Below are 14,159 nucleotides of genomic sequence, written 5' to 3' on the forward strand. Positions count from 1 at the left end.
GGTTTTATATACTTCGAAAAAAGAGCAAGAGATGGATAATGAGTTTATTGAAAAAGAAGGCGAAGTATATATGAAACGTTTAGAAGAAGAGCGTGAGAAACGTAATCAGGATAGTGATAAAGATTCGGTATTACTTTAATAGAGATTGTAAAGAAGAGGAATATATTTTATTTCTCTTCTTTTTTGTTGTATGAAATATTTGTATAAGAGAAAAGTGTATGCTTCGTTTATTAGCTGTCATTTTAAAATTGAAGATGTACTAAATAAAAAGGTAATTGATTTATACAAGAGAGTATTTTATATTTTTTTATCTAATATATAATTTTATTAATTTTAAAAAGGATGTGAACTAACATGAATACAAAAAAATTTCAAACCTATGTGGCGTTGTCAACAAAAGACTGGAGTGCTGAAACATTTGTAAGAACCTTAGAAGAGATTGTAGCTTCGGCAAAAGAATATGAAAATGATTATATTGAAGTCCATCAAGTATTAGAAATGGTAGTAACAGAAGTTGAAATTGAGTATGTAATCATTCTAAATCATACGAGAAACTTAGATGATTTGGGGAAATATCTTAAATAATAATTTCTAAATACAGTTTATAAAAAAGGAACGCTTTCTGTTTATTATTCTAAAACAGAGGGCGTGTTTTTATGTTTAGTCCTGTTTTTATTGGGATCCATTATGTATATTATTGTTCGGGAAATTATTATAGAAGAAAAGTATAAAAAATTTGCATGACATAAAGTGCGCAATGACTCTATGTTAAGGGGTAACGCATAAGTTGCGTAGGTTATGCAACGATAACTAGCTTTACTCCTCATCATTTATTTGACCATACTAGGCGTAGAGAGGTGATAAACACAGTATGATCTTTAGTGAGCGTTTAAAAGAAGAACGAGAAAAACGGAATTGGTCCCAAAATGATTTGGCGGAAAAACTTCATGTAAGTAGGCAATCTGTTTCGAAATGGGAGACGGGAAAGAACTATCCGAGCATTGAAATTATTATTCATTTAAGTGATTTGTTCGGTATTACGATTAATGAGCTATTGAGGAGTGATGAAGAGTTGACACAGAAAGTTATTGAAGATAGTAAGCAATTGGCATATCCAAAATGGAAGGTGTTTTTCGATAGTCTATTTATGATGGGCGTATTTTTGTTTGTTACAAAAATCATTGTGTGGATGTTAAATAAGTTTGCAGGAGCGAGCGTTACAATTGTAGCAGACGCACCGTATGTGATGAACTTTCTACCTCTTATATTAATGATTATAGGTGGCGCGGTTTCTGATAAGTTGAAGAAAATATATAAATAGAGGAAAGGTTTGAAAGAAATTCCCTACACTAGCTGTTCTTTTCGTATAAATTGTGTACTATAAAGGATAGGATGATATAAAGAAGGGGACATTTAGAATGGAATTTCATGAACAAAAAATTTTGCCAGCAGTGAGGCAAATTAAAGACTTGGAAAAGCTATTACATAGTTCGTATGAATATATTGTTATTTTAGATATTCATGTTGGTCAATTGAAGAGTGTTGTTTCACTCGCGAAGCAACACGGTAAAAAGGTGTTTTTACATGTTGATTTGATCCATGGGTTACAAAGTGATGGGCATGCGACGGAGTTTTTATGCCAAGAATATAAACCGTACGGGTTATTGTCAACAAAGGCGAGCGTAATTATGAAGGCGAAGCAAAAGGGTGTCGTCTCCATTCAACGCATCTTTTTGATTGATTCTAGTGCGATGGAAAAGAGCTGTAATTTGTTAGAAAAGACGAAACCGGATTATATAGAGGTGCTTCCTGGTGCGCTAACGGATGTGATCGCTGAAGTAAAAGAGCGTACAGGTGTACCGATTTTAGCGGGTGGTTTTATTCGTACTGTGGAGGATGTTGAAAGAGCTTTACATGCTGGTGCGACAGCGATTACGACATCGAAAAAAGAATTATGGAAACATTACCAAAAAAAGTGACGAAAATGTGAAAAGATTCTGTTGACACCGCTTTCATTAACAGTTAACATTATAGACAAGTTAATAAACGTGACGGAGAAAAGAAGAGATCCACATTTCATTGTTTCTATATACTTTTATATAGAAGCGTGTAAGCTGTGGATCTTTTTCTTTTGAAAAAAACGAATGGCCATTCATTTTACCTCTATCACATTTGAAAGCATTTAAATTGATTGTGGAGGGATTTTATGTCAGCATTTTTAGGGGAATTAATAGGGACAGCGTTGTTAATCGTACTTGGTGGCGGCGTTTGTGCTGGTGTAAGTTTAAAGAAGTCGTTTGCGAAAGATTCTGGTTGGATTGTAATTACAATGGGCTGGGGCTTAGCAGTAGCGGTTGCAGCGTATGCGGTTGGATCAATTAGTGGGGCACATTTGAATCCAGCTTTAACGATAGGACTAGCATTTAAGGGAGCGTTCCCATGGAGTGACGTACCAGGTTATATCGCAGCACAAATGATTGGGGCAATTATCGGGGCAATTATCGTATATTTACACTACTTACCACATTGGAAAGAAACAGAAGATCCAGGAACAAAGTTAGGCGTATTTGCAACAGGTCCAGCAATTCCGAACACATTTGCAAACCTTTTAAGTGAAATGATTGGAACATTCGTTTTAGTATTTGGTATATTAGCAATTGGAGCAAATAAATTTGCAGATGGATTAAATCCATTTATCGTAGGTTTCTTAATTGTAAGTATTGGTTTATCATTAGGTGGAACAACAGGATACGCAATCAACCCGGCTCGTGATTTAGGTCCGCGTATTGCACACTTCTTCCTTCCGATTGCAGGAAAAGGCGGTTCAAACTGGAAGTATGCATGGATTCCGGTAGTTGGTCCGATTTTAGGTGGATCACTTGCAGGTTTATTCCATCAAATTGTATTTGAAGGAAAACAAAATTCAGCACTTATTTATGTAATTATTGCAACTGTGGTTGTACTAGCAATCTCATATATGACAAGTAAAAAAAGTGGAAGCACTACAAATAATAGAAAAGTAGCATAGGGGGAAACCGATATGAAAAAATATATTCTTTCATTAGACCAAGGAACAACTAGCTCACGCGCAATTCTTTTCAATAAAGCAGGGGAAATCGTTCATTCAGCTCAAAAAGAATTTACACAACATTTTCCGAAGCCAGGCTGGGTAGAACATAATGCACAAGAAATTTGGGGATCTATTTTAGCAGTTATCGCAACTTGCTTAAGTGAAGCGGATGTAAAACCAGAGCAAATCGCTGGTATCGGTATTACGAACCAACGTGAAACAGCGGTTGTATGGGATAAAACGACTGGTAAACCAATTTATAACGCAATCGTATGGCAATCTCGTCAAACAATGGAGATTTGTGATGAGTTAAAAGAAAAAGGTTATAGCGAAATGGTTCGTGAAAAAACAGGTCTTTTAATTGACGCATACTTCTCTGGTACGAAAGTAAAATGGATTTTAGATAACGTTGAAGGTGCAAGAGAAAAAGCAGAAAACGGTGAGTTATTATTCGGAACAATTGATACGTGGCTTGTATGGAAACTATCTGGTGGTAAAGCGCACGTAACAGACTATTCAAATGCATCACGTACATTAATGTTTAACATTCACGACTTACAGTGGGATGATGAGCTTCTAGACATGTTAACAGTTCCAAAGAGCATGCTTCCTGAAGTACGTCCATCATCTGAAATATATGGTGAAACAATTGATTATCACTTCTTCGGTCAAAATATACCGATTGCAGGTGTAGCTGGTGACCAGCAAGCAGCATTATTTGGACAAGCTTGTTTCGGTGAAGGTATGGCGAAAAATACTTACGGAACTGGTTGCTTCATGTTAATGAACACAGGTGAAAAAGCAGTAGCTTCTGAGCACGGTCTATTAACAACAATTGCATGGGGTTTAGATGGTAAAGTAAACTATGCATTAGAAGGAAGTATTTTCGTAGCAGGTTCTGCAATTCAGTGGTTACGTGACGGAATGCGCATGTTTAAAGATGCAAGTGAGAGTGAAGTGTACGCATCACGCGTTGAATCAACTGACGGTGTATACGTTGTACCAGCATTTGTAGGACTCGGAACACCTTACTGGGATAGTGAAGTACGCGGCGCTATGTTTGGCGTAACGCGCGGTACTACGAAAGAGCACTTCATTCGTGCGACGCTAGAATCTTTAGCATACCAAACGAAAGATGTACTTTGTGCAATGGAAGCAGATTCAGGTATCGAACTAAATACATTACGCGTTGATGGCGGAGCAGTTAAGAATAACTTCTTAATGAAGTTCCAAAGTGATATTTTAGAAGTTCCTGTAGAGCGTCCAGTGATCAATGAAACGACAGCTTTAGGTGCAGCATACTTAGCAGGTCTTGCGGTTGGATATTGGAAAAACCAAGATGAAATTAAAGCGCAGTGGCATATGGACAAACGCTTTGAACCAACGATGGAAGCGGAAACAAGCGAAGAGCTATATGCTGGATGGAAAAAAGCAATTGAAGCAACAAAAGCTTTCAAATAATCATAAACAGTGTTATAATGATGACAAGTTAATAATTCGGTAGGAGATTTGGAGAGACCACAACACGCTATAGAGGCGAAATCTATAGCGGAGTTCGTGGTCTCTTTTTTCGTTATCAAAGGGAGGAATTACCATGAAATTTTCAAGTAAACAACGTAAAGACGTATTAAACGGAGTAAATAAACAAGAGTTAGATGTGATCGTAATTGGTGGAGGTATTACTGGTTCTGGTATTGCATTAGATGGGGCAACACGCGGGTTATCAACAATTGTGTTTGAAATGCAGGACTTTGCAGCAGGTACATCAAGTCGTTCTACGAAACTTGTACACGGTGGTCTACGTTATTTAAAACAACTTGAAGTGAAAATGGTAGCAGAGGTGGGGAAAGAGCGTGCGATCGTATATGAGAACGGTCCCCATGTAACAACACCAGAGTGGATGTTACTTCCGTTCCATACAGGCGGTACGTTCGGATCATTCAGTACATCAATTGGTCTTCGTGTATACGACTTCTTAGCAGGTGTAAAACGAAGCGAGCGCAGAAAAATGTTTAACCGTGAAGAAACATTAAACAAAGAGCCTCTTGTGAAAAAAGAAGGATTAAAAGGCGGCGGTTACTACGTAGAATATCGTACAGACGATGCGCGTCTTACAATTGAAGTAATGAAAGAAGCAATTGAGCATGGTGCGAAAGCTGTTAACTACGCAAAAGTAGACAGTTTCTTATATAAAGATGGAAAAGTATGCGGTGTACGTGTAATCGATTTACTAGACGGAGAAGTGTACGAAGTTTACGGTAAGAAAATTGTAAACGCAGCTGGTCCTTGGGTAGATACACTTCGTGAAAAAGATAACTCGAAAAAAGGAAAAGTACTTCAGTTATCAAAAGGTGTTCACTTAGTAATTGATCAAAAACGTTTCCCATTAGGTCAAGCAATTTACTTCGATACACCAGATAAACGTATGGTGTTCGCGATTCCTCGCGGCGGAAAAACATACGTAGGTACAACAGATACGTTCTATGATAAAGATGCAGCTGTACCACACATGACAACAGAAGATCGCACATACATTATTAATGCGATTAACTACATGTTCCCAAGCGTGAAAATTACGGAAAAAGATGTTGAATCAAGCTGGGCTGGTGTACGTCCATTAATTTATGAAGAAGGTAAAAATGCATCTGAAATTTCTCGTAAAGATGAAATTTGGACTTCTGAATCTGGTTTAATTACAATCGCTGGTGGTAAATTAACAGGATACCGCAAAATGGCTGAAATGGTAGTAGACTACGTAACAAACTTACTACAAAAAGAAGGTCATAGTGCATATCCGAAGAGTGACACGAAACATATGCCAATCTCTGGTGGACATGTAGATGGTTCACACGGATTCCCAGCATTCGTTGCGAAAAAAGCAGACGAAGGTACGAAATCTGGTTTAACGAAAGCGCAAGCAGAAGAGTTCGCGAAATTCTACGGCTCTAACGTTGACGTACTATTCGACTTAGCGAAAAAACATAAAGACGAAGCAAAAGAATATAACATGCCGCTTGACGTTCTAATCCCACTTGTATACGCAATGGATTACGAAATGACAGCAAAACCAGTAGACTTCTTCGTACGCCGCAGAGGTGCTGTATTCTTCAACATCCACTGGGTATACGAGTGGAAAGAAGCAGTAATCAACTACATGGCTGCGAAACTAGGCTGGAGCAAAGAAGAACAAATGAAATATACAGCTGAACTAGAAAAAGCATTAACAGACGCTGTAATTCCTGTAGATCAACAAGAACAGGCAGCTGCGTTAGCGTAAAATAGAGAACCACCTGAAGGGGAGCCCTTTAGGTGGTTTTTTCTCTTGACTAAAAATAAATAAAATGTGTTACAATGATGATAGAGTATATAGTATGAATTTTGCATAAAATAAAGAAGACAGAAGCCTGAGAAACTTCTGCCTTTGTAACCTAACTTGCTATTGTGGTGGTAGTAGGTGCGGTTATAAGACAATTACATTAACGTTTTAGCCGAGAACCGCCCTTACCTTTTCCACGAAGCAGGGTGGTTCTCGCTTTTTTGTATACAGAAATTAGCCACGGACCGACGTATCTTCTACCGATGACAACGCCAGCTCCGGTTAGGATACCATACACTAATTTGATTACAAACATCGCGATCATTTTATCACCTCCCCCCTTTTTTCAAAATGGAAGAGATGATTACCACACCTATTAGTTATAGCTTATTAAGTTACATTTTAATTGTATTATGTTTTAAAATAGGGAACAAGATATATGGATGAAAATTCCTGTCTTTAAGCAGAGCATTAGTGCGTGGGGACAATAAACAAATGAAAATTCATAAAAAACGGTATGGACATTGCCAGCCGTATTTTTTTATGAATTTATAAAACTTTTCCATACAGTGCGTCGTCTAATATATGGGAAGGAGGAAATGATGTGGATGAATTAACGATAGAAGCGTTTGAAATAGAAGATAAGGAGGACCTTATCGACGAAATAATGAACAAGTATGGACAAGAAGTCCTGCAGCTTGTGTATTCATATGTGAATAATAAAGAGGTTGCGGAGGATTTAACGCAAGATATATTTGTGAAATGCTATAAATCTCTTCATACATATAAAGGAAATTCGAATGTGAAAACATGGTTATGGAGAATTGCGATTAATCATTGTAAGGACTATTTAAAAAGTTGGTATAACAAAAGAGTTATCGTTACAGAGGATGACTTTACGTATATGGAGAGTCAAAAAGAAAGTGTGGAACAAACTGTTATTCAAAATGCAGAGGATAGTAGGCTTGCTTCTGCAGTAATGAATTTACCGATAAAATATCGAGAAGTCATTTATCTATTTTATTATGAAGAATTATCAATTAAAGAGATTGCTATTGTAATAGACGTGAAAGAAAACACGATAAAAACAAGACTGAAAAAAGCGAAGGAACTATTGAAGGAAGGATTGGAGGAATAATCAAATGGAAGATCGATTAAAAGGCTTGCGAAAATCAATGGAGAATACAACTTTTAAACATTTGAGTTTTTCTGATCAGCATCGAAAGCGGGTGCGCGAAAAAATCAATCAATCGTCCGAAAAGGAAGAAGATATCCTTTTAGCAGTGTTGCAACTTCTTATGAATGAAAAAACAGGTTATGAATTGATGCAGTTACTACGTGGGAGAGGAATTCAAAAATTCGAAGGTGATGAAGGATCTCTATACACTTTATTACATCGTCTAGAACAGAATCGCTTTATCCAATCTAGCTGGGATTACGAAGGAGCTAAATATTATCAATTAAATGATAAAGGAAACAAGATGCTGCGAAAAGCAGAGAAGAATGCTACGAAGGCACGATTTATATTAAAAGGCTTAGTACAGGAGTGAGGCGGAATTGAATAAAAAAGGGGAGCGTTTTGTAAGCGAAGTTACCAATCATATTAAATCAAAAGAAGCAAAGAGCTTTGTGGCAACTGAACTAGATTTTCATTTGAAAAAGGCGAAGAACATGTGGGTAGAGAAAGGGTTAAGTGAGGAAGTTGCTGAAGATAAGGCTGTTGAACAAATGGGAAGTCCAATCAAGCTTGGCCAGGAACTTAATAAACTACATAAGCCAAAGGTTGATTGGTTCTTAATTGGTTTATTAGTGGCTGCGATGGGGCTAGGTTTTTTGCCAATTATAGCTCTTGGACATACGAATGATTTACTACTAAATAAAGTGATTTTTGTGATTCTCGGCATTGCAACAGCTATTGGGATGATGCTATTTGATTATCGGAAGTTAGAGAGACTCGGGTGGCTGTTTTATACAATTGGAATACTTATCTTGTTAGCTATAAAATGTTTTCCGACTATTTCTGTGAATGAGGAAGCGTTAATAAAAATTGGTCCCATTAAAATTGACTGTTTAATGACAATACCATTCTTTTTTCTAGCCTGGGCTTCATTTTTTAATAACAGTAGATTAAAGTTTATACATCTGCTCATGTTGTACGTATTTTCTTTATATCTATTTTTAACTACATCATTTATGGTGCCAATTTATATTTATATTACGATGGTATTCGTTATGCTTTGGTGGAGTAAGCTAGGAAAGAAAACGGCATGGCTCATTACGATGTTACCGATTTTTCTCTTTATTATTAGGGATTTATTTTCCTGGTCTGCTGTAAAAGAATACCGGATAGCTAGAATTTTAGGAATGTTAAACCCAGAGCATGATCTATGGTATTTACGTTTAAAAGAGGCGATGTCGTCGGCAGGTTGGTTTGGTACATATGGAAATATAAAGTCTATCCCTGCTGCCCATACTGATTTTGTATTCGCTAGTTTGACTTACTATTATGGATATGTGCTTGCGCTATTTCTTGTCATTATTCTTTCTCTTTTTGCAGTAAGGATAATGAACATAGCTTATAAAATAAATGATGGTTATGGTAAATTACTTCTCGTTGGCGGAGTGACTCTTTTTGTAATCCATTTTATTTGTAACGTTGGCATGATCTTAGGATTATTACCGCGTGCTTCTATATCATTACCTTTTATTAGTTATGGATTAGTACCAACTCTGTTTCATGCATTTATAATGGGTATTGTGCTGAGTATATATCGACGTAAAGATATGTCGTTTAGAATGAGAAAAACACCTTGATACTTATATAAGTTGCATATAAAAGAATGCATTATTATGATTAAGTACAAATGTAAATAGATAGTAGAAGAGGGTTATGAGAAATAACCCTCTTTTCGTGTTTAAATAAGTGAACTCGCTTCAATAGAAGTACATAATTCAGAACGAGAGATTGATTCAGCTAGTTGTTGTAAATAGGCGTACTCTTCCGCATCTTTTTCAGAAGTGTTAGGATCTAATAAATGAGAAGAAAGAAGTACATCAATTGTCAGTATATCCGAATCATGAGAAATGATTTTATACCCTGCAAATACAGGGCGTTTTAAATCTTTTACTTTTTGAATCATCTGATGGAAATTCGTAACGCTTATATTGATTTTTGCTAATGGAAAGCATTTTTCGGTAGGATTCTCGATGGTCTTTCTAATTTTATAATCGTATACGTAGTAGTACTTTTCTTGCTGCTCAAGTGCTTGTAATTCCTTCGTTAATAAGTGGTATTTATCTGTAAGTCCAGTTGTGAGTGCATCGTTTTCTTCTCCAACTACTAATGTGAAAGGTCTTGGTGATGAAATTGAAATGGTGCGGACGTTTAAATCAATAAAAGCGGGGTTCAATTGTAAAATGGTATGTAATTTTTCGGTAGGAAACTCACCGTCATAAATAGCAATGAAATAATGATTCATTTTTCCACTCCTTATTTTTTTCTAAAATGATATATTCTATTTTAAAGTTGTAAATCCTGCATAAAAAAGAAACACCTTGATTCGTATCAAGGTGTTGTAATAAGTTCAAAGCTCTCTGAAGCAGCCCCGAGTATAAAAGGACTAACCTCGCCAACGCTATAAAGTTGTAATTCATGCATAGCTCGCGTACAAGCAGTGTAAAACAATCTACGAACGCTCTCATCACTGTACACATCTTTAGAAGCATTATAAATAATAACAGCGTCAAATTCGATACCCTTCGCTAAGTAAGCCGGGATCACGACAATGCCTTGCTCATACTCGGCGGAGTTACTTTTCACGAGTTTAATATTCTCGATATGATTAAGTGCTTCGTAGGCAGCGGCACTTTCAGCTGCGGATTTACATATAATTGCGATTGTATTATGCCGTTGTTTTTGAAGTTCAGCAACTTTGGAAGAAATACAGTCGTGCAGTTCGCTATCATTCGCTACTTTCGTCACTGTAGGCTTCTCACCGTCACGTTCAAATGCGTGAATGTTTTTTCCTTCTGGTACGAGAGCACGTGTAAATTCAATAATCGGTTTTGTGGAACGATAGCTACGAGTTAAGTTGATGCCGTTCGTTTCATCGGGTCCGTATAAGCTAGTAAGTGTATTGAAGTTCACTGTTTCACTCGCATGGGCAAATATCGCTTGGTTAAAGTCCCCGAGCACTGTCATTTTTGCGGCAGGGAAGAGACGTTTTAAAAACTCGAACTGAAACGGAGAATAGTCTTGCGCTTCGTCTACGAGTACGTGTTTAATGGATCTATTCGTTTGGAAGCCTTCAATTAGTTCTTTTAAAAGTAAAAATGGAGTCGCATCCTCGTAATATAATTTTCCTTCATCAAGCATGTTCACAGTTAATGAGCAAATGTCGTCCCATTCTTTCGGCTTTTCTCCAGTAACCCATGATGCATCTGTGAAGAGTTGTTTATATATGCCTGTAAAATTGATGAAACGTAATGTTTGAATGCCTTTACGAAGCGGCTTCAATTTTTTACGGACAATCATACGTCCAAGTACTTTCGTTTCTTTCTCATAATCATTAAAGGAGTTGTCTTCAAACTCGCCTTTTTTCTGTAAGTATTTATAAGCTTTTTGATATTCATCTTTACTAAGTAATTCAATTTCTTCTTCTACCCACGGCTTTTTTAGTTCTGTTTTTTCGATTGCGTCTATTTGTTTGTTTAGCCAATCCGTTAACTTCTCGATTCTATTATGGAAGCGGAGGGAGGAATCCGTATTATAAAATTGCTCTGTAATTTCTTTAGCAGAGGCAATCAATTTCCCTCTAAATTTCATTCCTCTAAATAGCATGCCTGAAGATTCAAGAGATTGTCTGTACGCTCTAATCATTTCGAAAAATTGAGTAGATGCTTTAAATCGAATGCTCGCATTTCTCGTTTTATAAGCAGGGCTATTCGTTTCAGTTAGCATATATTCTAGTTGTTCATAAGGATCTTCAACATCAAACGATTTACTTAGTCTATGGTTTAAATATTCTTGGAATGTGACTTGCTGCATATTTTCTTCGCCGAGTTCTGGCAGTACGTTAGATACGTAACTGTTGAACATAGAGTTAGGGGAGAAGAGAATAATTTGGTCCGCTTTTAGCCATTCGCGATATTTATATAGTAAATAGGCAATGCGTTGCAGGGCAGCTGACGTTTTACCACTACCAGCAGCTCCTTGCACGATAAGGAGTCGGCCTTCATCGTGACGAATAATTTCATTTTGCTCGCGCTGAATCGTAGCGACGATACTTTGCATATGTTTATTCGTACCTTTTCCAAGCGCCTGTTGCAGAATTTCGTCGCCAATTGTAAGGCTCGTATCGAACATAGAATCAATCTCGCCATTTTGAATAATGTACTGTAATTTTTTCTCCACATTACCGCGAACTACGCCTCCTGGTGTTTTGTATTCAGCTGGTCCTGGTGGATAGTCGTAATAAACGCTCGAAATAGGTGCGCGCCAGTCGTATATGAGGAAGTTTTCTCCGCTAGCATCGGTAAGCGTAGCGACGCCGATATAAATTTCCTCTGCGGCAGGTTCACCTTCTTCTGTAAAATCAATGCGTCCGAAGTAAGGGGCTTTATGCATACGTCTTAGTGCAGCGAGTCGATTGAAAGTGTGCTTATGTGTAATTTGTGTTACAGCAAGGGACTGAGCTTGTTGCCTTAAGTTGATAACTGTTTCAAGATAATCATCAAAAGTATCCGTGTTCACTTTCACGTCATCCCAAAAGTGTTTACGGATGTTGATTACTTCTGCCCGGCGTCTGCCAGTTTCGTTTTCCAGTTTATCAATTTGCTGCGTAATCGTTTCGATCACGGTATCCAATCGTTTTTGTTCTAGATCAAGTTTTTTGTTCATACGGTAGCACTCCTTTAAAAGTGAAAAATAGAGGTTGACTGAAGATGTGTTTTGGTGTACAATTAAGATACGGATAAATACGTTCCTCGTGTTTTACAAAATGTGTTTCTGTACTAATTTAACATAGTTTTTTCATTTAATCAATGATAATAAGATAAACCTTGGTTCCATGCTACGTGGATCAAGGTTTTTTTGTTTTTGTAGAGGGAGTCACGCTTGTTGTCGTTTTTTGTCGGTAAGTCGATATATTTCGAAAATCGCCGATATAATTGAAGTTGCGCCGATATATTTCGAAAATCGCTGATATAATTGAAGTTGCGGTCGATATATTTGAAAAATCGCTGATATAATTCATTCAGAGGACCAACTATATAATTTCATTTACCGAATATGGATATAACTCCCGAGAGAAGAGGGTATACAAAAAGCTCAGGCCTAAGCCCGAGCTTTTTATTTCATTATTTCTTTTCTTCTTTTTTCTCGTCAGCTTTTTTCTCTTCGAAAAGATCTTTCAAATCTTTATCGTCAACTTTTACGTCAGCTTTTTTGATTTCTTTCATCATAAGATCGTTCATGAATGCGCCATCTTGTGCTTTCTTCGCAATTAGTTCTTTTTTGATGTCTGCTTTAGATTGTTCGAATGATTTTTCTGGCTCTTTAATGTCTGTAACTTTAATGATGTGGTAACCGAATTGTGTTTTTACAGGTTCGCTTACTTCATCTTTTTTCAGTTTATAAGCAGCATCTTCGAATTCTTTAACCATTTTACCATGTTCGAAGAATCCTAAGTCTCCACCTTTTTCTTTTGAACCAGTATCTTCAGAGTATTGTTTCGCTAACTCTTCGAAAGATTTACCTTGTCCAAGTTCTTCTTTAACCTTTTTCGCAGTAGCTTCATCTTTTACAAGAATGTGGCTTGCTTTAATTTCAGGTTTGTAGTTTTCTTTTAGTTCTTTATCAGTGATTGTTTTTTCAATTGCTTTTTCTTGAGCTAATTGAGCACGTAACATATTTTTAAATGTTTCTTCTTTCATACCTTGTTGTTTTAACAGTGTGTCGAATTGATCACCAACTTGTTTTTTCGTTTCATCGAGCTTTTTATCTACTTCTTTGTCGTCTACTTTGTAGTTTTTAATAAGTACTTTTTCCATAACCATGTTGTTTAGTACTTGTTTACCAGCTTGTGTCTTCATTTGATTGTAAAATTCTTCTTTTGTAATGTCACCAGCTTTAGATGTAACGATTTTGTCTGATGATGATGTTCCACATGCTGATAATGCGATTACACTTGTTGCTGCTAAGGCAAGCATAGCTTTCTTCATTCGATAAACACTCCTACTATTATGTATTTTTAATTTATCCTACACCAATGAACTTAAGTTCATAAGAGCCCGATTAAGTCTCACTGATACTTTTGCTTTTTATATTGGTAAAGCGCGCTTAACAGGGCTTACCGAGGCTGAGGATAAAGTTTTGATGAATGTTATTTGTTCTATAGTATAAGCAATATGTACAAAGTTTAATATATCATATTTCGACTCGTTTTCATATTGATAAAGAAAAATTAACCATATCGTGTCAGATTCTGAAAGTGTGCCATATTGGGCGGATGCCGCATATACAGAATAGAGGAGGGGATGGGGATGAATTCTCAACTTATTTTATTACTTGTACTGTTTATTTTATTGGTTATAGTAGGTATAATTTGCTTATAGAGGAAAAAAGTGAGGAAGGGGCTTTCCTTCCTCACTTTCCATGAAATATAATTTCTATATAACTAGAAATTAATAAAATTGTTATACATACATTAATAACCCGAAAGACACCGGGCTGGCGGCTCGCAGCTATTTGTTTTCGTTCACACAGTGTATGTG

At 36.7% G+C, this 14,159-nt stretch carries 14 protein-coding genes; 10 read left to right on the plus strand and 4 right to left on the minus strand.

Features of this window, described 5'->3' with window-relative positions; translation table 11 throughout:
- The 7 genes from JDS92_RS27185 to glpD all read left to right on the plus strand — a co-directional run.
- On the plus strand, nucleotides 1-139 hold a 139-nt coding region (locus JDS92_RS27185; RefSeq protein WP_199632830.1), incomplete at its 5' end, for a sporulation YhaL family protein.
- Between the two features lie 215 nt (nucleotides 140-354).
- Nucleotides 355-585, plus strand: coding sequence for a hypothetical protein (locus JDS92_RS27190; protein ID WP_199632831.1), 231 nt, complete (start codon nucleotides 355-357; stop codon nucleotides 583-585).
- Nucleotides 586-871: 286 nt separating this feature from the next.
- Nucleotides 872-1,321 (plus strand): helix-turn-helix domain-containing protein, encoded by a 450-nt coding sequence (locus JDS92_RS27195; protein ID WP_199632832.1) that lies wholly within the window; start codon nucleotides 872-874, stop codon nucleotides 1,319-1,321.
- A 97-nt stretch (nucleotides 1,322-1,418) separates the two neighbouring features.
- Nucleotides 1,419-1,979 carry a glycerol uptake operon antiterminator GlpP gene (gene glpP / locus JDS92_RS27200; protein ID WP_000394289.1) on the plus strand — a complete coding sequence of 187 codons (561 nt, stop codon included), beginning with the start codon at nucleotides 1,419-1,421 and terminating at the stop codon, nucleotides 1,977-1,979.
- A gap of 227 nt (nucleotides 1,980-2,206) precedes the next feature.
- On the plus strand, nucleotides 2,207-3,028 hold the full coding sequence (gene glpF / locus JDS92_RS27205) for a glycerol uptake facilitator protein GlpF (RefSeq protein WP_199632833.1): 822 nt from the start codon (nucleotides 2,207-2,209) through the stop codon (nucleotides 3,026-3,028).
- 12 nt (nucleotides 3,029-3,040) lie between these two features.
- On the plus strand, nucleotides 3,041-4,531 hold the full coding sequence (gene glpK / locus JDS92_RS27210; protein ID WP_000759975.1) for a glycerol kinase GlpK: 1,491 nt from the start codon (nucleotides 3,041-3,043) through the stop codon (nucleotides 4,529-4,531).
- A gap of 133 nt (nucleotides 4,532-4,664) precedes the next feature.
- Nucleotides 4,665-6,347 (plus strand): aerobic glycerol-3-phosphate dehydrogenase, encoded by a 1,683-nt coding sequence (gene glpD / locus JDS92_RS27215; RefSeq protein WP_000672820.1) that lies wholly within the window; start codon nucleotides 4,665-4,667, stop codon nucleotides 6,345-6,347.
- A 199-nt stretch (nucleotides 6,348-6,546) separates the two neighbouring features.
- Here the strand turns inward: glpD and JDS92_RS27220 are convergent, their stop codons facing one another.
- Nucleotides 6,547-6,711, minus strand: coding sequence for a hypothetical protein (locus JDS92_RS27220; protein WP_000561154.1), 165 nt, complete (start codon nucleotides 6,709-6,711; stop codon nucleotides 6,547-6,549).
- A 279-nt stretch (nucleotides 6,712-6,990) separates the two neighbouring features.
- Here JDS92_RS27220 and JDS92_RS27225 point away from each other — a divergent pair, with 279 nt between their 5' ends.
- Genes JDS92_RS27225 through JDS92_RS27235 form a run of 3 tightly spaced genes read left to right on the plus strand, consistent with a single transcriptional unit; the run spans nucleotide 6,991 to nucleotide 9,200 of the window.
- Nucleotides 6,991-7,524 carry a sigma-70 family RNA polymerase sigma factor gene (locus JDS92_RS27225; RefSeq protein ID WP_097958800.1) on the plus strand — a complete coding sequence of 178 codons (534 nt, stop codon included), beginning with the start codon at nucleotides 6,991-6,993 and terminating at the stop codon, nucleotides 7,522-7,524.
- Nucleotides 7,525-7,528: 4 nt separating this feature from the next.
- Complete coding sequence (locus JDS92_RS27230; protein ID WP_000390179.1) at nucleotides 7,529-7,936, plus strand: PadR family transcriptional regulator; 408 nt, start codon at nucleotides 7,529-7,531, stop codon at nucleotides 7,934-7,936.
- 7 nt (nucleotides 7,937-7,943) lie between these two features.
- On the plus strand, nucleotides 7,944-9,200 hold the full coding sequence (locus tag JDS92_RS27235) for an FtsW/RodA/SpoVE family cell cycle protein (protein ID WP_199632834.1): 1,257 nt from the start codon (nucleotides 7,944-7,946) through the stop codon (nucleotides 9,198-9,200).
- A gap of 101 nt (nucleotides 9,201-9,301) precedes the next feature.
- On the opposite strand, the gene JDS92_RS27240 is transcribed toward JDS92_RS27235, so the two are convergent.
- The 3 genes from JDS92_RS27240 to prsA form a co-directional block, all read right to left on the minus strand.
- Nucleotides 9,302-9,865 carry a hypothetical protein gene (locus tag JDS92_RS27240; protein ID WP_199632835.1) on the minus strand — a complete coding sequence of 188 codons (564 nt, stop codon included), beginning with the start codon at nucleotides 9,863-9,865 and terminating at the stop codon, nucleotides 9,302-9,304.
- Between the two features lie 86 nt (nucleotides 9,866-9,951).
- Nucleotides 9,952-12,285 (minus strand): RNA polymerase recycling motor HelD, encoded by a 2,334-nt coding sequence (gene helD, locus JDS92_RS27245; protein WP_199632836.1) that lies wholly within the window; start codon nucleotides 12,283-12,285, stop codon nucleotides 9,952-9,954.
- Nucleotides 12,286-12,743: 458 nt separating this feature from the next.
- Nucleotides 12,744-13,607, minus strand: a complete 864-nt coding sequence (gene prsA, locus JDS92_RS27250) for a peptidylprolyl isomerase PrsA (protein ID WP_098162749.1) — start codon at nucleotides 13,605-13,607, stop codon at nucleotides 12,744-12,746.
- Nucleotides 13,608-14,159: the final 552 nt, after the last annotated feature.

The sequence above is a fragment of the Bacillus cereus group sp. N12 genome, assembly GCF_016483575.1.
Taxonomy (GTDB): domain Bacteria; phylum Bacillota; class Bacilli; order Bacillales; family Bacillaceae_G; genus Bacillus_A; species Bacillus_A toyonensis.

Coding starts and splice junctions, on each gene's coding strand:
- JDS92_RS27190 (WP_199632831.1), top strand. CDS start 355: ATGAATACAAAAAAATTTCAAACCTATGTGGCGTTGTCAACAAAAGAC.
- JDS92_RS27195 (WP_199632832.1), top strand. CDS start 872: ATGATCTTTAGTGAGCGTTTAAAAGAAGAACGAGAAAAACGGAATTGG.
- glpP (WP_000394289.1), top strand. CDS start 1,419: ATGGAATTTCATGAACAAAAAATTTTGCCAGCAGTGAGGCAAATTAAA.
- glpF (WP_199632833.1), top strand. CDS start 2,207: ATGTCAGCATTTTTAGGGGAATTAATAGGGACAGCGTTGTTAATCGTA.
- glpK (WP_000759975.1), top strand. CDS start 3,041: ATGAAAAAATATATTCTTTCATTAGACCAAGGAACAACTAGCTCACGC.
- glpD (WP_000672820.1), top strand. CDS start 4,665: ATGAAATTTTCAAGTAAACAACGTAAAGACGTATTAAACGGAGTAAAT.
- JDS92_RS27220 (WP_000561154.1), bottom strand. CDS start 6,711: ATGATCGCGATGTTTGTAATCAAATTAGTGTATGGTATCCTAACCGGA.
- JDS92_RS27230 (WP_000390179.1), top strand. CDS start 7,529: ATGGAAGATCGATTAAAAGGCTTGCGAAAATCAATGGAGAATACAACT.
- JDS92_RS27240 (WP_199632835.1), bottom strand. CDS start 9,865: ATGAATCATTATTTCATTGCTATTTATGACGGTGAGTTTCCTACCGAA.
- helD (WP_199632836.1), bottom strand. CDS start 12,285: ATGAACAAAAAACTTGATCTAGAACAAAAACGATTGGATACCGTGATC.
- prsA (WP_098162749.1), bottom strand. CDS start 13,607: ATGAAGAAAGCTATGCTTGCCTTAGCAGCAACAAGTGTAATCGCATTA.